The organism is Pseudomonas sp. GW821-FHT09A09, assembly GCF_059418405.1.
Genome location: NZ_JBWKPU010000011.1, coordinates 54977 through 70677, shown reverse-complemented (window position 1 = coordinate 70677; position 15701 = coordinate 54977). Strand labels below are relative to the sequence as shown.

The window sequence follows — 15701 nt, the reverse complement described above, 5'->3', positions numbered from 1 at the left end:
GAAAGGCTGCGCCCGTCTATCCGCCTCATAGCCAGAATTCTCAGGTGCCCAAGCGGAAACGACTGCTAGTTTAGGGCGCCTGAGTTTTTGCCAATTCTATTGAGGCCCTCGCTATGACCACGTCCACTGCAATTGCCCGACTCAACGCTGCCGACCCGGATTTCGCCCATCATCTGGATCATCTGCTGAGCTGGGAAAGCGTGTCCGACGATTCGGTCAACGGGCGGGTGCTCGACATCATCAAGGCCGTGCGCGAGCGCGGTGATGCGGCGCTGGTGGATTTCACCCGTCAGTTCGATGGCCTGGACGTCAAGTCCATGGCCGACCTGATCCTGCCCCGCGAACGCCTGGAGCTGGCCCTGACGCGCATCACTGCGCCCCAGCGCGAAGCCCTGGAAGTGGCGGCGGCGCGGGTGCGCAGCTACCACGAGAAGCAAAAGCAGGATTCCTGGAGCTACACCGAAGCCGACGGCACTGTGCTGGGCCAGAAGGTCACGCCGCTGGACCGTGCCGGCCTGTACGTACCAGGCGGTAAAGCATCCTACCCATCGTCGGTACTGATGAACGCCATTCCCGCCAAGGTGGCTGGCGTGACCGAAGTGGTCATGGTGGTGCCAACTCCGCGCGGTGAAATCAACGAGCTGGTGCTGGCGGCGGCGTGCATCGCCGGTGTCGACCGTGTGTTCACCATCGGTGGCGCACAGGCCGTCGCGGCCCTGGCCTATGGCACCGAAAGCGTGCCGAAGGTCGACAAGGTGGTCGGCCCTGGCAACATCTACGTTGCCACTGCCAAGCGCCATGTGTTCGGCCAGGTCGGTATCGACATGATCGCCGGCCCGTCGGAAATCCTCGTGGTATGCGACGGCCAGACCGACCCGGACTGGATCGCCATGGACCTGTTCTCCCAGGCTGAGCATGACGAAGACGCCCAGGCGATCCTGGTCAGCCCGGATGCCGAGTTCCTCGACAAGGTCGCCGCCAGCATCAACAAGCTGATGCCGACCATGGAGCGCGCCGAGATCATCGAGAAGTCGATCAATGGCCGCGGTGCGCTGATCCTGGTGCGTGACATGGAACAGGCCATCGAAGTGGCCAACCGTATCGCGCCGGAACACCTTGAGCTGTCCGTGGCCGACCCACAAGCCTGGCTGCCGTCGATTCGCCACGCCGGTGCAATCTTCATGGGCCGCCACACCAGCGAAGCCCTGGGTGACTACTGCGCAGGCCCGAACCACGTGCTGCCGACCTCCGGCACCGCACGCTTCTCGTCGCCGCTGGGCGTGTATGACTTCCAGAAGCGTTCGTCGATCATCTTCTGCTCGCCGCAGGGCGCTTCCGAGCTGGGCAAGACCGCTTCGGTACTGGCCCGCGGTGAGTCCCTGAGTGCCCACGCCCGCAGCGCCGAATACCGCATCCTTGAAGAGAAGGGGAACTGAGACATGAGCAAATTCTGGAGCCCTTTCGTCAAGGACCTCGTGCCTTACGTACCCGGCGAGCAGCCGAAGTTGACCAAGCTGGTCAAGCTCAACACCAATGAAAACCCCTACGGCCCATCGCCCAAGGCGTTGGCCGCGATGCAGGCCGAGCTGAACGACAACCTGCGCCTGTACCCGGACCCCAACAGCGACCTGCTCAAGCAGGCCGTGGCCAAGTATTACGGCGTGGATGCCGGCAAGGTGTTCCTCGGCAACGGTTCCGACGAAGTCCTGGCGCACATTTTTCACGGCCTGCTCCAGCACGATCTGCCGCTGCTGTTCCCGGATATCAGCTACAGCTTCTATCCGGTCTACTGCGGCCTGTATGGCATCCAGTCGGCCCCTGTGCCGTTGGATGAGCAGTTCCAGATCCGGGTAGCGGATTACGCCAAGCCCAACGGCGGGATCATCTTCCCCAACCCGAACGCGCCCACGGGCTGCGTGCTGGCGCTGGATGCGGTGGAGCAGATCCTCAAGGCCAGCCCGGATTCGGTGGTGGTGGTCGATGAGGCCTATATCGACTTCGGCGGTGAAACCGCGATCAGCCTGGTGGATCGTTACCCGAACCTGCTGGTGACCCAGACCCTGTCCAAATCGCGCTCACTGGCCGGTTTGCGCGTGGGCCTGGCCGTGGGCCACCCGGACCTGATCGAGGCGCTGGAGCGGGTCAAGAACAGCTTCAACTCCTACCCGCTGGATCGCCTGGCGATTGTCGGCGCGGCGGCGGCGTTCGAGGACCGTGAGTATTTCGAGAAGACGTGCCAACTGGTGATCGACAGCCGCAACAAAGTGGTCGCGCAGCTGGAAGGCAAGGGGTTTGAGGTATTGCCGTCGGCGGCCAACTTCATCTTTGCCCGTCACCCCAAGCACGACGCGGCCGGCCTGGCGGCCAAGTTGCGTGAGCAGGGTGTGATCGTGCGGCACTTCAAGCAGGCGCGGATTGCCCAGTTCCTGCGGATCAGCATCGGTACGCCGGAGCAGAACCAAGCGCTGATCGACGGCCTGGGCGAGCTCTAACTACCACTGAAATAAAATGTGGGAGCTGGCTTGCCTGCGATAGCGGTGTATCAAACGACACCTATGTCGACTGTTACACCGCTATCGCAGGCAAGCCAGCTCCCACACTGATTTGCGTCTTAGCTGTTAGATCAACGGCTCATCCGACTTCTTGTTCTTCCAGCCATCATTGCCCGGCAGCAGCAGGTTCAAACCAATCGCCACCACCGCACACAGGGCAATGCCCTTGAGGCCGAAATCATCCGGGCCGGTGCCGGTGCCAACCAGCACACCGCCAATCCCGAACACCAGCGTCACCGACACAATCACCAGGTTGCGGGCTTCGCCCAGGTCGATCTTGTGGCGGATCAGCGTGTTCATCCCCACCGCGGCAATCGAGCCGAACAGCAGGCACAGAATTCCGCCCATCACTGGCACGGGAATGCTCTGCAGCAACGCGCCGAACTTACCGATAAACGCCAGGCTGATGGCAAAGATGGCCGCCCAGGTCATGATTTTCGGGTTGTAGTTCTTGGTCAGCATCACTGCACCGGTCACTTCGGCGTACGTGGTGTTCGGCGGGCCGCCAAACAGGCCGGCTGCCGTGGTGGCGATGCCGTCACCCAGCAGGGTGCGATGCAGGCCGGGTTTCTTCAGGTAGTCGCGACCGGTCACGCTGCCCACCGCAATCACGCCACCAATGTGTTCAATCGCCGGGGCCAGGGCCACGGGGACGATAAACAGGATGGCCTGCCAGTTGAATTCCGGCGCGGTGAAGTGGGGCAGGGCGAACCACGGCGCGGCGGCGATCTTTGCCGTGTCGACCACACCAAAGTAGAACGACATGGCAAAACCGACCAGCACGCCGGAGATGATCGGCACCAGGCGGAAAATGCCTTTGCCGAACACCGCCACGATCAACGTGGTCAGCAGCGCCGGCATCGAGATCATCATCGCCGTCTGGTAATGGATCAGCTCGCTGCCATCACCGGCCTTGCCCATCGCCATATTGGCCGCAATCGGTGCCATGGCCAGGCCAATGGAGATGATCACCGGGCCGATGACCACAGGGGGCAGCAACCGGTCGATAAATCCGGTGCCCTTGATCTTCACCGCCAGGCCCAGGAAGGTATAAACGAAACCGGCTGCCATCACCCCGCCCATGGTCGCGGCGAGGCCGAACTGGCCCTTGGCGAGAATGATCGGCGTGATGAACGCAAAGCTCGATGCCAGGAACACCGGCACCTGCCGGCCTGTCACCACCTGGAACAACAACGTGCCCAGGCCGGCGGTGAACAGTGCAACGTTTGGATCAAGACCTGTGATCAGCGGCATCAACACCAGCGCGCCAAATGCCACAAAGAGCATTTGTGCGCCAGACAGGATCTGGCGCCAAAGCGGGTCGTTGAATTCATCCTGCATGCTCACGCGTCCTTCTGCTTGGTGCCGAAGATCTTGTCACCGGCATCGCCCAGGCCCGGGATGATGTAGCCGTGCTCGTTCAGACGCTCATCAATGGACGCGGTGTAGATCTGCACGTCCGGATGGGCTTTCTCGACAGCGGCGATACCTTCCGGCGCGGCGACCAGCACCATGGCACGGATGTCCTTGCAGCCGGCTTTTTTCAGCAGGTCGATGGTGGCAACCATGGAACTGCCGGTGGCGAGCATCGGGTCGATGATCATGGCCAGGCGCTCGTCGATCTCTGGGACGAGTTTTTCCAAGTAGGTGTGTGCTTCCAGCGTCTCTTCATTGCGGGCCACGCCCACGGCGCTGACCTTGGCGCCTGGGATCAGGCTGAGGACGCCTTCGAGCATGCCGATACCGGCGCGCAAAATAGGCACCACGGTGATTTTCTTACCGGCGATCTTCTCGACCTGGACGGGACCGGCCCAACCGGGGATCTCGTAGGTTTCCAGGGGCAGATCCTTGGTGGCTTCGTAGGTGAGCAACGCTCCGACTTCCTGAGCAAGCTCACGGAAATTCTTCGTGCTGATGTCGGCGCGGCGCATAAGGCCGAGTTTGTGTCGGATCAGCGGGTGGCGGATCTCGCGAGTGGGCATGGGAAAGGCTCCGGCGGCGGGCAAAAAAACCGGCCTAGATTAATCTATCCGAGGGTGTTGTCCTATAGACATCTAGTACGTTAGTCCATTAAGGCTTGCTCGGAGCGCACGAGAAGCGTACCTTCGCCCGCTTTTCTTGCCACAGCACCCCCTTGGAGAGCGCCATGTCCGCTGATCTTGAGCATATCCGTCAAATCATGCGTGAGGCTGACTGCCTGTACACCGAAGCGCAAGTCGAAGCAGCGATCGCCGAGGTCGGCGCACACATTACTCGCGAAATGGCCGACACCAACCCGGTGGTCTTCTGCGTGATGAACGGCGGCCTGATTTTCGCCGGCAAATTGCTGACCCACCTGCAATTCCCGCTGGAAGCGTCCTACCTGCACGCCACCCGTTATCGCAACGAGACCAGTGGCGGCGACCTGTTCTGGAAAGCCAAGCCGGAAGTTTCGTTCATTGACCGTGACGTGCTGATCATCGATGACATCCTCGACGAAGGTCACACCCTGGGTGCGATCATCGACTTCTGCAAACACGCCGGCGCGCGCAAAGTGCACACCGCCGTGCTGATCGATAAAGACCACGACCGCAAGGCCCGCCCAGACCTGAAAGCCGATTACGTGGGCCTGCCCTGCATCGATCGCTACATCTTCGGTTACGGCATGGACTACAAAGGCTACTGGCGCAACGCCAACGGTATCTACGCCGTCAAAGGGATGTAAGCCATGACCCGCTTTCTTGATCAGACGCTGTTTGCCGAATTGGCCGAGAAAGCGGGCGCGAACCCCCGTGGCCGGACCCATCACAACTTCCACCAGATGGAAGAGCCCTGCCATCGCATGGCGGTTGGGCTGCAACCCAACACCTATGTGCCACCTCATCGGCACCTGAGTGCTGACAAGGCAGAAACGTTGCTGGTGCTTCAGGGCAGCCTGGGTTTGCTGGTGTTCAGCGAAACCGGCGAAGTGATTGCCAAGCGCGTGATGCGGGCCGGTGGCGACTGCTCCGGCGTGGATCTTGCGCCCGGGGTTTTCCATGGCCTGGTGGTGCTTGAGCCCAACACGGTGATGTTCGAATGCAAGGCCGGTCCTTATCGGCCGGTGGGCGAGGGCGAGCAGCCTGAGTGGGCGCCTCGTGAAGGCGATGCCGGCGTGGCCGAGTATCAACGCTGGATGCTTGCCCAGTTCGATTGAGCTACAGTGCTCGGCCACCTTCTCTGGAGCGGCCCATGAGCCTGTTGATACGCACTTGCGCCGCCCTGGCGCTGACCCTCAGCCTGCCGTTGGCGGCTGCGCCGGCGGTGATGCACAGCCAGTTTTTGCCGCCCGACGACCTGACTCTGCGCGCAGAGGCTGCCGACCAGCAGCAACTGCTGCAAGTGACCGAGTACGCGGTTGTCGTCGGCAACCAGCGTCAATCCACCCAGCAACCGATTCCGGTGACGTCGCCATTGATGATCCGCCTCAAGGGTAAATCCCTGAACAAGGGCGCGACCATCGCCCAAGTGGTGCTCAATTTCGATGCCGAAAGCAAAAGCCTCAAAAAGCCGGCCTACGACGACAAGACCAAAACCCTGACCTTGTCCTACCCCGTGGCCCAGTACCGGGTGATTGTCGACTTGCTGCGCAATGAGACGGTGTATGTGCAATTCCTCAGCTACGCCAATGGGCATGTTTGGGCGGACTTGCATACCGGCGCTGTTCGCGCCAAGTAATCAAGCGACGCAGCGGTCAGTGTAGGAGCTGGCTTGCCAGCGATAGCGGCGGATCATCTGGCCCATTTGTTACTGACCCACCGCTATCGCCGGCAAGCCAGCTCCTACAGGTGTGTTTGGTTGTTTTCGAAGGTGGTGTCCGGCAGGTAGACTTCAAGCCCCGTGTAAATGTCTGCAGGCTGGAGTCGGTAATGCGTAAAGATAAGAAACAGGTGATTGGTGACGAGATCGGCGACGACCAGATCAAATTGTTCCTGGACTTCGAACCGGTTGATGCGACGTCGCCGTCCCTGCACAAACTGATCAAGGCCTACCGTGGCCTGCGTATCGACGATTTCGAGCGGTTCCTGGGCTTCTTCAAGGAAGCGGGCCTGGACCTCAATGGCAAGGACGAGCATGGCCAGACCTTCGTCGACCTGATCAAGGACCAGCGCAACGCGGACGAGTACATCGAGCTGATCGAAAACGCTCGCGGCTGATTATCCGAGGCATAAAAAAACGCCCCGTTCTCATGCAGAGAGCGGGGCGTTTTTTATTGCGTCAACGCTTCAAGCGTAGCTCTCGGTCTCGGCGGCAGGCTCAACCAGCTCCAGGCTGATGTTGTTCTGCGCGTTGATCTTGCGATACAGCTCGGCGTCCGTTTCGAGGACTTTTTCCCGCGCCGGGAAGATCTCGTGCAGCTTGGCTGCCCACTCACCCGCGGCTTTTGCCGGGAAGCACTTCTCGATCAGTTCCAGCATGATCGAAACGGTCACCGAAGCACCCGGAGAGGCGCCCAGCAGGGCGGCCAGCGAGCCGTCCTTGGCCGCGACCAGCTCGGTGCCGAATTGCAGCACGCCGCCTTTCTTCGGGTCTTTCTTGATGATCTGCACCCGTTGGCCGGCCACTTCCAGGCGCCAGTCTTCGGCTTTGGCTTCTGGGTAGAAGCGACGCAGGGATTCCAGGCGCTGCTCCATCGACTGACGCACTTCGCTGACCAGGTACTTGGTCAGGTCCATGTTGTCACGGGCCACGGCCAGCATCGGGCCGATGTTGCCGGCGCGGATCGACATTGGCAGGTCAAGGAACGAACCGTGCTTGAGGAACTTGGTGGTGAAACCGGCGTAGGGCCCGAACAGCAGGGATTTCTTGCCATCGACCACGCGAGTGTCCAGGTGCGGCACGGACATCGGCGGCGAACCCACGGCGGCCTGGCTGTAGACTTTGGCCTGGTGGTGCTTGACCACGTCCGGGTTGTCGCAACGCAGCCACTGGCCGCTGACCGGGAAGCCGCCAAAGCCTTTGCTTTCTTCGATACCCGACGCTTGCAGCAGAGGCAGGGCCGCGCCACCGGCGCCGAGGAACACGAACTTGGCGTCCACTTCACGGCTGTTGCCGCTGTTGACGTCCTTGATGCTCACGGTCCAGCCGGCGCCGTTGCGCTTGAGGCCGGTCACGCGCTTGCTGTACTTGACCTGGGCGTCTGGCGAGCTGGTCAGGTGGCTGAGCAGCTGGTTGGTCAGGGCGCCGAAGTTCACGTCGGTGCCATTCATCACACGGGTGGCCGCGATTTTTTCGTCGAGCGGGCGGCCCGGCATCATCAGGGGCATCCACTCGGCCATCTCGCTGCGGTCTTCGGTGTAGTGCATGTCCGAGAATGCGTGGTGCTGGCTGAGGGTCTCAAAGCGCTTCTTGAGGAAGGAAACGCCTTTGTCGCCCTGTACGAAGCTCAGGTGTGGCACCGGGCTGATAAAGGACTTGGACGAGCCAAAGGTGCCCTTTTTGGTCAGGTACGCCCAGAACTGCTTCGACACCTCGAACTGGGTGTTGATGTGCACGGCTTTCTTGATGTCGATGGAACCATCGGCGGCCTGCGGCGTGTAGTTCAGCTCACACAGCCCGGCATGGCCGGTACCGGCGTTGTTCCACGGGTTGGAACTCTCCGCGGCACCCGAATCCATCAGCTCAACGACTTCCAGCTTGAGGCCGGGGTCGAGCTCTTTGAGCAGTACGGCCAGGGTGGCACTCATGATGCCGGCCCCTACCAGTACTACGTCGACTGCTTCGTTATGCGCCATTTAACGCGTCTCCAAAATCTGCAGCACCAAATTGACGGCATGGCTGCCAGGAGTGACGGGGCGGTTCACGTGTTGCCCCAGGTTACCCATGGCCAGGATCGCCATGTCCGATTCGCAATTCTTTGCACCTTCAGCACACGCTTCCTGCCGGGCTAATTTGCCTATGAACGCATTCATGGGCGCCTGTGGCAATTCGACTTATGGTCAAAGCGTGTGATTCGTGCAACCAATCCGTAGCGGACAGGCTCAAGCTCCGGTTGTTGAGGCGTGCTCGGTCCTGTGTGGTTGGGCTGTTCCAGACGCTGATGATGCTTGTACAAACGCCAAACTATTCATTTGCTCGCCACACTCTTGTGAAGTTGTGAAAACCCGTTTTTTTCACGCTCTTTTGAAGACGTGAACCTCAAAAAAGGGCTGCCCCAGCCTGGCACCTGGCCCGGTTACCTTGCCGACACGCGGCAAAAACGGGCAAACAACACAAGTGGCCGAGCGCAATGGCAGCTCTGGCAGATGCGATATAAAGAGGGGTGGTTTGCAACGAAAGCAGCAAGCACGCCAGCTCTATTCGATCTGTGTGGGCGGCTCTCTGTGGGCGATTGGGGAGTTAATACCGAGGCATTAACGATGCTGCGAGGCCCGATCAGGAGACGTCCTTATAATCGGGGGGAGATTGTAGCGAAGAACGCTAGGGAAATGGGCGTGTTTTATGACTTTTATTAAGGCTTTGGTCAGGAAGCCAGCGCGTGACGCGGGTGCCCGTGCGTCGCCATCGAATTCACCCGGGCGCTGGCCGGCAGCGGACGGTGCATCCAGCCCAGGTGGGTCTCTGCCACTTCCACCCAGCCTTCGCCGACGGGAGGCTGGCTGCACTGTTTGAACGCCAGGCAATGGCCGTGCACGTCAAGCAAGGCATAGTGGCGATGACGGGCGTTGGGCATGAACAGCGATTTGAGAAGGCGCATGGCTTTGTACCTATTTCGTTACATGCTCGAAGGTTGCCAGTGTGCCATGACATTGAAATGACGGATTTATGCAAAATTGTAATTTCAACCCGGCTTCAGCTGCCGTTCAGGATGGCTGGTGAGTGGCGTGCGAGCACCGTTATACTGCTGGCCTGTTTGCGCCTAGTCCTGGAGAAATGAGTATGTTGCAACGCCTGTTGTTCGGTTTGATCACTGTGACCAGTTTGACCCTGGTTGGCTGCGCCAACAGCCCGCAACAACTCAGCCCAGAGCCGAAAGTGACCTCGCAGTTGGCGCCTGTCGGGCATGGTCAGCCGGTGTCGGTGCGTGTGGTCGATGGCCGTCCGTCGCCTACCCTTGGTTCGCGCGGTGGCTTGTACCCTGAAACCGCTTTGGTTTCTGTGAATGCCCAGGACGTACTGCCCAAGCTTCAGGCTCAGGCGGAAGCCGCCGTACGCCTGCTGGGCTTCACGCCAAGCCCCAATGCGCCGGGTGCGCCGCAGCTGACCATCACCCTGGCCGAGCTGAAGTACCAGTCGCCTAAAGAAGGCCTGTACGTCACCGAAGCGTCCATTGGCGCCACCTTCAAATCCGACGTCACCGCCGGCACCCGCCGCTACAGCGGCCGTTACGGTGCGTCCCTGAACCAGCGTTTTGGCATGGCGCCGAACCAGGAAACCAACACCAAGCTGGTCAGCGATGTGCTGAGTGACGCCTTGACCCGCCTGTTCAAAGACCCAAGCATCGGCCAACTGCTCAGCTCGCAGTAACCGCTTATAAAAAAACCGGGCTCAGTGATGAGCCCGGTTTTTTTACGCCTGTAGCCTTCATGCAGCCGTTTCGACATAAAAGTCCAGCACACTCACGCCAGTGAGCAGGTCCTGCTCCGGCAGGTCGGCATGCTGGTGCCCGCCGAGCGCGCAATACACCAGCCAATGACGGTCTTGAACGTTGAAGGCGAGGCCGCCGACGAGTGCTTCCTGCTCATCGCTTTGAGCAATCAGATACAGCCGATCCTGGTTTTGCGCGTGCAGCATGACGAGCTCCCGAACGTTCGAAGGGCAACAGAGTGGCTTGTTAAGGTGACGTTCAGGTGACGATGTAAATTACTGGATACATTAGCCGTTAATGGGGGACGGAGCGGGTAGGCGCAGGAGGCGACTATCGTTCAGGTTTGTATCTGAACTGATACCTGGATACTGATTCACCGAGGTTTGCGATGGCGCTGCCCGCACTGTTGATCAATGCTGTTGCCTTGTTGGTGGCCTGCCCGGCTGCCGCGCTGTTGTTTATTACCCGCCTGCGCGAGCAGCGAGCGATGGCCGACCTGACCGCCCAAAGCGAAGATCGCGCGATCGACCAGCCCATGCTGTTTCTGGATGTGCGCACCGAACGGGCGCATCGGTTGGCTTACCGCATCGGGTTCGCCTGCCTGGGCCTGGCGCTGGCCGTTTCCTGGATCAGCACCCGCCTGTAAGAACACTGCAAAACAACTGTGGGAGCTGGCTTGCCTGCGATGGCATCGCCTCGGAGCCACTGATGCACCGAGGCGCCTGAATCGCAGGCAAGCCAGCTCCCACAGTTTGAATCGGTGTTTACAGAGGGATCCCCGCCTTCACCCGATACTGATTGCGCACGGGCGTTGCATATTGCACCACCAGGAACGGCCGGTGCTCGGCCGGGCACTCGTTCAAGCGTCGCTCCCATTCCGCCTTGGCCTTGGCCAGTTCATCCGCCGGGAATACCTCGGCTGCCGTCGGCACCTGCAATTGCGGGTCGGCGTCGCTCCACTGTGCGTAAGCCAGGTAATGCACCGGGAACAACCGATAACCGCCGAGAATCTGGCGGTCCATTTCCACCGCCAGCAACTTGGTGTCTTCGAAGCGCTCGGTGATCGGCGGTGCGAAGTTCACGTGCACGCGGCCCTTGTAGCCGGTGATGCCCAGCGCAATGCTCACGTCGTCTTCGCCCGGGGCCTTGCTGTAGGTGCCGGTGGTGGCGCGGATGTACAGCTCGCGGGCCTTGGCTGAATCACACGGGTCATATTCGTAGCTGATGGACACCGGCGTCAGGTTCAGCGATTGGATCACCTCGGCAAACGGCTCGTCCTTGCGGCTGACGTGGAACATCTTGAGGATCGCCGACTCAGTGCGATCATCCCCATCCTTGGCACGGCCTTCGGCCTGGGCGATCCAGATCGACGCACCGTCGTTGCGGATCGAATGGTTGATGTAGGCCGACAGCAATTGGTAAGCCGCCATCTTCTCCTTTCGCCCGGTGATCGAGCGGTGCACGATGAAGCTTTTGTTCAGGCGCATCAGGTCGCTGACAAACGGCTTTTGCAGCAGGTTGTCGCCAATGGCGATGCGCGGCGTCGGCAGGCCGGCGTGGTACACGGCGTAGTTGACGAAGGCCGGGTCCATCACGATGTCGCGGTGGTTGGCGAGGAACAGGTAGGCGGTGCCCGACTTGAGCTGCTCGACCCCGGTGTAGGTCACGCCGTCGGTCGCACGGTCGATGGTGTGGTCGACGTAATACTCGACTTTGTCCTGCAGCGTGGCCACGGTGGTGACGCCGGCGAACTCACGGCGCAGTTTGCGGGCGATCATCGGCTTGAGCAGCCAGCCCAGGGCGCCGGCAAAGCGCGGGAAGCGGAAGTGGGTCAGGATGTCCAGAAAGGCCTTGTCACTGAACAGACGTGCCAGCACTGCCGGGACTTCGCTGTCGTTGTAAGGTCGGATGGTATCGAATTCGCCCATCATGCTCTCTTGTTAGAAACGGCTAGGGTAAGTAAAGGAAATACCAGGGTGCGGCCCGAGTAATGGGCTCGGCCGAAAATAGCCCTGTAAATAGACCGGCGATTATACGCACAAGTCACCTTGGAGGCTGCGATGCTGGAAAACGCGACGTACGATTGTCCTTATTGTGGTGAAGCGGTTGATACAACGGTGGACCTGTCCGGAGGGGATCAGACCTACATAGAGGACTGCCAGGTGTGTTGCAAGCCGATCGTTTTTAATCTGCAGGTCCACGGGGATGAGTGGATGCTTGAAACCCGTACTGAAAACGACTGACAGGTACGCCCATGCAGCGAATCTACGAACCGGAAAACCTGATGGAGGGCGAGCTGCTGCAGCAGATGCTCGCCAGCGAGGGCATCGAGGCGCACCTGGTGGGCCGCCATTTGCTCGGCGGCACCGGTGAACTGCCGATTTTCGGGCTGCTGGGCCTGGAAGTGGACAACGACCGCGCCGTCTACGCGCGCGAGTTGATCACCGCCTATATCGGCGCCCAACCCATGCCCGGTGATGAACCCGACAGCTTCCCCGACGTGCTGGTCTGTTAGGCTGTCACTCGGTTTACCCCAAGAGTCGTGTTGCCCCATGTGTGGACGTTATGCACTGTTTCGCTGGAACCCTGCCTTTGCTGCCTTGCCGGGCTTTCCAGCCGACCAGCAAGCCCAGTGGAACATTTCCCCGAATGATTCGGTGCTGATCCAGCGCGCCACCGACGGCCAGCGCACCTTGGCCCGTGCGCGCTGGGGGCTCACGCCGCCTTGGCTGACGGACCTTTCCCGCACGCCCGCCCACGCACGCGCCGAAACCCTGGCCGAGCAGCCGATGTTTCGCGAGGCCTTTCGCCAGCGCCGTTGCCTGTTGCCCGCCAATGGCTTCTACGAGTGGCGCGGCACCCAGCGCAAGCGCCCGTATTGGCTGACGCCGGGGGAGGGGTCCACGCTGTTTTTTGCGGCGATCTGGGAAGCCTATCCGGTGCAGGAGCAAGTGTGGCTGAGCACCGCGGTGGTGACGCAGGCGGCACAGAGTCAGCGGCGGCCGCTGATCCTGGATGCGGCGGGGCAGGAGGCCTGGTTGAATCCGGAAACGCCGTTGCATGCCTTGCAAGCGTTGCTGGCCAGTGAGCCCTTCGCATTGCGCGAGCGGGTATTGGCCAATATGGTTAATGATCCCAAGCTCAACGGGCCGGAGTGCCTGACCCCGGCCTAGCGGTCGACTCCACTGGCCTCATCGCAGGCAAGCCAGCTCCCACACTTGATGTGTGAACACATTCAAATGTGGGAGCTGGCTTGCCTGCGATAGGGCGCTCAAGATCGCCGCAAATCTCAGACCTTGAACTGGTTGATCAGCCGCCGCTGCTGCTCCGCCAACTTGGTCAAATCCGCACTGGCCGCACTGGACTCATCCGCGCCGCCCGCCACTTCATTGGCCACCTGGCCGATATTGATCACGTTGCGGTTGATGTCTTCGGCCACTGCGCTTTGCTCCTCGGCCGCGCTGGCGATCTGGGTGTTCATGTCGTTGATCACCGACACCGCCTGAGTAATCGTCTCCAGCGCCTCGGCCGCCTTGGCCGCGTGTTGCACGCTTTCATCGGTACGGTTCTGGCTGTCTTCCATCACCCGCACCACGTCCCGCGTGCCCTGTTGCAGCTGCTGGATCATGGTCTGGATTTCTTCGGTGGCCTTCTGGGTTTTCTGCGCCAGGTTGCGCACTTCATCAGCCACTACGGCAAAACCACGGCCCTGCTCGCCGGCCCGCGCCGCCTCGATGGCGGCGTTGAGCGCCAGCAGGTTGGTCTGCTCGGCAATCCCGCGGATCGCAGTGAGGATGGCGTTGATGTTCTCGCTGTCCTTGGCCAGGGTTTGCACCACGCCTACGGCCTTGCCGATTTCCTCGGCGAGGGCGCCGATGGAGGTGGAGGTGTCGCGCACGATGCGCATGCCCTGGCTCGCCGCCTGGTCGGCATGGCTGGCGGCCTGAGCGGCCTGGGTGGCGTTGCGCGCTACGTCCTGCGCAGTGGCGGTCATCTCATGCACAGCGGTCGCGACCTGGTCGATCTCCACCATCTGTTTATGCACGCCCTGGTTGGTGCGAATCGCGATGTCGGCGGTGTGCTCCGACGAGTCGCTGACCTTCTGCACCGAACTCACCACCTGGGTGATCATGCCCTGCAGCTTGATCAGGAAGGTATTGAAGCCGCTGGCAATCGCGCCCAGTTCATCGGCGCGATCGCTGGTCAGGCGGCGGGTCAGGTCACCTTCGCCCTGGGCGATGTCGTTGAGCATGGCCACCATTTGTTTGAGCGGGCGGGCGATACCGTGGCCCACCAGCCAGATCACCAGCAAGCCGATGCCGGCGATCAGCAGGCCGACCATGGCCATGCCGAAGGTGTCAGTCTTGCGTTGGGCTTGCAGGTCGCTTTGCAGTTTTTGCGAGTCGGCCATCACCGCACTGAGCGGCAGTTGCAGCATCAGGGTCCAGCGGGCTTCTGCCTGGCCAATATTGAACGGCAGGAACAGCTCGATGTGTCCGTGTTCCTTGTCGATGTCGTAGCGCACTTCGCCGACTTTCAATTGGCTGAGGTTGGCCAGTTCGTTGCTGTCGAGCAGGTCGGTGGCTTTTTCACCGAGCTTGCTGGCGTCCTTGGTGTAAGCCACCAGGCGCCCGTTGCTGGAGATCAGGGCCAGTTCGCCAGCGCCGTTGTAGAGGTTCTGGTCGGCGCGGGTGAGCATTTCCTGGATAAAGTTCACCGACAGGTCGGCACCGACGATGCCCTGGAAGGTGCCGTCGATCATGATCGGTTCGATAAACGAGGCCAGCATCACCATGGCGTTGCCCACTTTATAAGGGGCAGGGTCGATGGCGCAGGGCTTCCTGGTTTCCTTGGAGCACAGGTAGTACTCACTGGCGCGCACGCCGGTGGAGAGGATGTTCTGGTCGTTGACGTCGGCCAGCTTGTCCAGGCCCAGGCTGCCATCGGCGTTGCGATACCACCAGGGCAGGAAGCGGCCGTCAGCGGCCATGCCGACGATGGGGCTGTTGATGTAGGCGGCGTCATTGTGGTCGATCGCGTTGGGTTCCCAGCCGATGTAGGCACCGAGGATTTTCGGGTTGCGCACCACGGTTTCATGCAGCAGGCCGATCAGCTGTTCGCGGCCGATCTGCAGGGCTGGCTCGCCCTTGGCGTCTTTCATGCCGAGCAGAGCGTTGGTGGTGGCCAGGCCCTTGGCAGTCACCAGGGGGGCTTCCAACTCACGCTGGATCAGCGTGGCCTGGGTTTGCGCCAGGGTGGTGAGGCGTTGCTCGATGATTTGCTCGAACTGCGCCTGGGTGCGTTCCTGCACCATCTCCTGGGTGCGTGCGCCGGCAAACAAGGCATAGAGCACCAGCACTGCGACCACACTCAGCACGATGGCCCCGGTCAGTGCCGCGACAGAAAACTGAATCGACTTGAATTTCATGAACGCTCCGGACGCAGGGGGAGATTGGCTGCTTTTTTGTATCGGCCACGGGGTCGGGAGGCTTAAGGCTTGTCCTACAAAATAGTGCGGGGTGTCGCAAATGAGACTTTCGCTGCCGCAGTGGGCGTGTGGGATGTATCCGAAATTCAGCGGTTACACGTCTGGTGTATCTGGC

At 60.9% G+C, this 15701-nt stretch carries 18 protein-coding genes; 11 read left to right on the top strand and 7 right to left on the bottom strand.

Annotation, left to right across the window (positions count from 1 at the left end; genetic code table 11):
- Nucleotides 1–113: 113 nt before the first annotated feature.
- Entirely contained in the window at nt 114–1436 is a 1323-nt protein-coding gene (hisD, locus tag AC07OV_RS11970; RefSeq protein ID WP_176995071.1) for a histidinol dehydrogenase, read from the top strand.
- A gap of 3 nt (nt 1437–1439) precedes the next feature.
- Nucleotides 1440–2492: a histidinol-phosphate transaminase gene (hisC, locus tag AC07OV_RS11965; RefSeq protein WP_494996568.1), complete on the top strand. Its 1053-nt coding sequence runs from the start codon at nt 1440–1442 to the stop codon at nt 2490–2492.
- 126 nt (nt 2493–2618) lie between these two features.
- On the opposite strand, the gene AC07OV_RS11960 is transcribed toward hisC, so the two are convergent.
- Together AC07OV_RS11960 and upp are read right to left on the bottom strand one after the other, a co-directional pair.
- Nucleotides 2619–3893 (bottom strand): uracil-xanthine permease family protein, encoded by a 1275-nt coding sequence (locus AC07OV_RS11960; protein WP_176995069.1) that lies wholly within the window; start codon nt 3891–3893, stop codon nt 2619–2621.
- A 2-nt stretch (nt 3894–3895) separates the two neighbouring features.
- A complete protein-coding gene (gene upp / locus AC07OV_RS11955; protein WP_105520868.1) occupies nt 3896–4534 on the bottom strand; it encodes a uracil phosphoribosyltransferase in 639 nt (212 codons plus the stop codon).
- A 164-nt stretch (nt 4535–4698) separates the two neighbouring features.
- Between upp and AC07OV_RS11950 the strand changes: the two genes are divergently transcribed.
- The 4 genes from AC07OV_RS11950 (at nt 4699) to AC07OV_RS11935 (ending at nt 6727) form a co-directional block, all read left to right on the top strand.
- Nucleotides 4699–5256, top strand: a complete 558-nt coding sequence (locus AC07OV_RS11950; RefSeq protein ID WP_176995068.1) for a hypoxanthine-guanine phosphoribosyltransferase — start codon at nt 4699–4701, stop codon at nt 5254–5256.
- A gap of 3 nt (nt 5257–5259) precedes the next feature.
- Nucleotides 5260–5727, top strand: coding sequence for a WbuC family cupin fold metalloprotein (locus tag AC07OV_RS11945; RefSeq protein WP_495092297.1), 468 nt, complete (start codon nt 5260–5262; stop codon nt 5725–5727).
- A gap of 35 nt (nt 5728–5762) precedes the next feature.
- Nucleotides 5763–6248: a hypothetical protein gene (locus tag AC07OV_RS11940; RefSeq protein WP_495092296.1), complete on the top strand. Its 486-nt coding sequence runs from the start codon at nt 5763–5765 to the stop codon at nt 6246–6248.
- A gap of 191 nt (nt 6249–6439) precedes the next feature.
- Entirely contained in the window at nt 6440–6727 is a 288-nt protein-coding gene (locus AC07OV_RS11935) for a PA4642 family protein (protein WP_495092295.1), read from the top strand.
- A 69-nt stretch (nt 6728–6796) separates the two neighbouring features.
- Here AC07OV_RS11935 and mqo read toward each other — a convergent pair whose 3' ends face one another.
- Both mqo and AC07OV_RS11925 read right to left on the bottom strand, forming a co-directional pair.
- Entirely contained in the window at nt 6797–8305 is a 1509-nt protein-coding gene (mqo, locus tag AC07OV_RS11930) for a malate dehydrogenase (quinone) (RefSeq protein WP_494999177.1), read from the bottom strand.
- 728 nt (nt 8306–9033) lie between these two features.
- The gene (locus AC07OV_RS11925) at nt 9034–9267 is read right to left on the bottom strand and encodes a hypothetical protein (RefSeq protein ID WP_176995064.1); all 234 of its coding nucleotides are present in this window, start codon (nt 9265–9267) and stop codon (nt 9034–9036) included.
- 182 nt (nt 9268–9449) lie between these two features.
- Between AC07OV_RS11925 and AC07OV_RS11920 the strand changes: the two genes are divergently transcribed.
- Complete coding sequence (locus AC07OV_RS11920) at nt 9450–10037, top strand: YajG family lipoprotein (RefSeq protein ID WP_176995063.1); 588 nt, start codon at nt 9450–9452, stop codon at nt 10035–10037.
- Nucleotides 10038–10094: 57 nt separating this feature from the next.
- On the opposite strand, the gene AC07OV_RS11915 is transcribed toward AC07OV_RS11920, so the two are convergent.
- Nucleotides 10095–10304 carry a hypothetical protein gene (locus AC07OV_RS11915; RefSeq protein WP_176995062.1) on the bottom strand — a complete coding sequence of 70 codons (210 nt, stop codon included), beginning with the start codon at nt 10302–10304 and terminating at the stop codon, nt 10095–10097.
- Nucleotides 10305–10486: 182 nt separating this feature from the next.
- On the opposite strand from AC07OV_RS11915, the gene AC07OV_RS11910 reads away from it, so the two are divergent.
- A complete protein-coding gene (locus AC07OV_RS11910) occupies nt 10487–10744 on the top strand; it encodes a hypothetical protein (protein ID WP_176995061.1) in 258 nt (85 codons plus the stop codon).
- A 118-nt stretch (nt 10745–10862) separates the two neighbouring features.
- Here the strand turns inward: AC07OV_RS11910 and AC07OV_RS11905 are convergent, their stop codons facing one another.
- Nucleotides 10863–12026, bottom strand: a complete 1164-nt coding sequence (locus AC07OV_RS11905; protein WP_176995060.1) for a 1-acyl-sn-glycerol-3-phosphate acyltransferase — start codon at nt 12024–12026, stop codon at nt 10863–10865.
- A gap of 132 nt (nt 12027–12158) precedes the next feature.
- Between AC07OV_RS11905 and AC07OV_RS11900 the strand changes: the two genes are divergently transcribed.
- From AC07OV_RS11900 to AC07OV_RS11890, 3 genes are read left to right on the top strand one after another with little or no spacing between them, the layout of a single operon-like run.
- Entirely contained in the window at nt 12159–12341 is a 183-nt protein-coding gene (locus AC07OV_RS11900; RefSeq protein WP_494999176.1) for a CPXCG motif-containing cysteine-rich protein, read from the top strand.
- Between the two features lie 11 nt (nt 12342–12352).
- Entirely contained in the window at nt 12353–12613 is a 261-nt protein-coding gene (locus tag AC07OV_RS11895; protein ID WP_178922731.1) for a putative signal transducing protein, read from the top strand.
- 37 nt (nt 12614–12650) lie between these two features.
- A complete protein-coding gene (locus AC07OV_RS11890; RefSeq protein WP_176995057.1) occupies nt 12651–13271 on the top strand; it encodes an SOS response-associated peptidase in 621 nt (206 codons plus the stop codon).
- A gap of 116 nt (nt 13272–13387) precedes the next feature.
- Here AC07OV_RS11890 and AC07OV_RS11885 read toward each other — a convergent pair whose 3' ends face one another.
- Nucleotides 13388–15526, bottom strand: a complete 2139-nt coding sequence (locus AC07OV_RS11885; RefSeq protein WP_495092294.1) for a methyl-accepting chemotaxis protein — start codon at nt 15524–15526, stop codon at nt 13388–13390.
- Between the last annotated feature and the right edge of the window lie 175 nt (nt 15527–15701).

Excerpts from the sequence above, each read along its gene's own strand:
- AC07OV_RS11895 (WP_178922731.1), top strand. The coding sequence starts at position 12,353 with ATGCAGCGAATCTACGAACCGGAAAACCTGATGGAGGGCGAGCTGCTG.
- AC07OV_RS11960 (WP_176995069.1), bottom strand. The coding sequence starts at position 3,893 with ATGCAGGATGAATTCAACGACCCGCTTTGGCGCCAGATCCTGTCTGGC.
- AC07OV_RS11900 (WP_494999176.1), top strand. The coding sequence starts at position 12,159 with ATGCTGGAAAACGCGACGTACGATTGTCCTTATTGTGGTGAAGCGGTT.
- mqo (WP_494999177.1), bottom strand. The coding sequence starts at position 8,305 with ATGGCGCATAACGAAGCAGTCGACGTAGTACTGGTAGGGGCCGGCATC.
- upp (WP_105520868.1), bottom strand. The coding sequence starts at position 4,534 with ATGCCCACTCGCGAGATCCGCCACCCGCTGATCCGACACAAACTCGGC.
- AC07OV_RS11940 (WP_495092296.1), top strand. The coding sequence starts at position 5,763 with ATGAGCCTGTTGATACGCACTTGCGCCGCCCTGGCGCTGACCCTCAGC.
- AC07OV_RS11915 (WP_176995062.1), bottom strand. The coding sequence starts at position 10,304 with ATGCTGCACGCGCAAAACCAGGATCGGCTGTATCTGATTGCTCAAAGC.
- AC07OV_RS11910 (WP_176995061.1), top strand. The coding sequence starts at position 10,487 with ATGGCGCTGCCCGCACTGTTGATCAATGCTGTTGCCTTGTTGGTGGCC.
- AC07OV_RS11920 (WP_176995063.1), top strand. The coding sequence starts at position 9,450 with ATGTTGCAACGCCTGTTGTTCGGTTTGATCACTGTGACCAGTTTGACC.
- AC07OV_RS11945 (WP_495092297.1), top strand. The coding sequence starts at position 5,260 with ATGACCCGCTTTCTTGATCAGACGCTGTTTGCCGAATTGGCCGAGAAA.
- AC07OV_RS11935 (WP_495092295.1), top strand. The coding sequence starts at position 6,440 with ATGCGTAAAGATAAGAAACAGGTGATTGGTGACGAGATCGGCGACGAC.
- hisD (WP_176995071.1), top strand. The coding sequence starts at position 114 with ATGACCACGTCCACTGCAATTGCCCGACTCAACGCTGCCGACCCGGAT.
- hisC (WP_494996568.1), top strand. The coding sequence starts at position 1,440 with ATGAGCAAATTCTGGAGCCCTTTCGTCAAGGACCTCGTGCCTTACGTA.
- AC07OV_RS11950 (WP_176995068.1), top strand. The coding sequence starts at position 4,699 with ATGTCCGCTGATCTTGAGCATATCCGTCAAATCATGCGTGAGGCTGAC.
- AC07OV_RS11890 (WP_176995057.1), top strand. The coding sequence starts at position 12,651 with ATGTGTGGACGTTATGCACTGTTTCGCTGGAACCCTGCCTTTGCTGCC.
- AC07OV_RS11925 (WP_176995064.1), bottom strand. The coding sequence starts at position 9,267 with ATGCGCCTTCTCAAATCGCTGTTCATGCCCAACGCCCGTCATCGCCAC.
- AC07OV_RS11885 (WP_495092294.1), bottom strand. The coding sequence starts at position 15,526 with ATGAAATTCAAGTCGATTCAGTTTTCTGTCGCGGCACTGACCGGGGCC.
- AC07OV_RS11905 (WP_176995060.1), bottom strand. The coding sequence starts at position 12,026 with ATGGGCGAATTCGATACCATCCGACCTTACAACGACAGCGAAGTCCCG.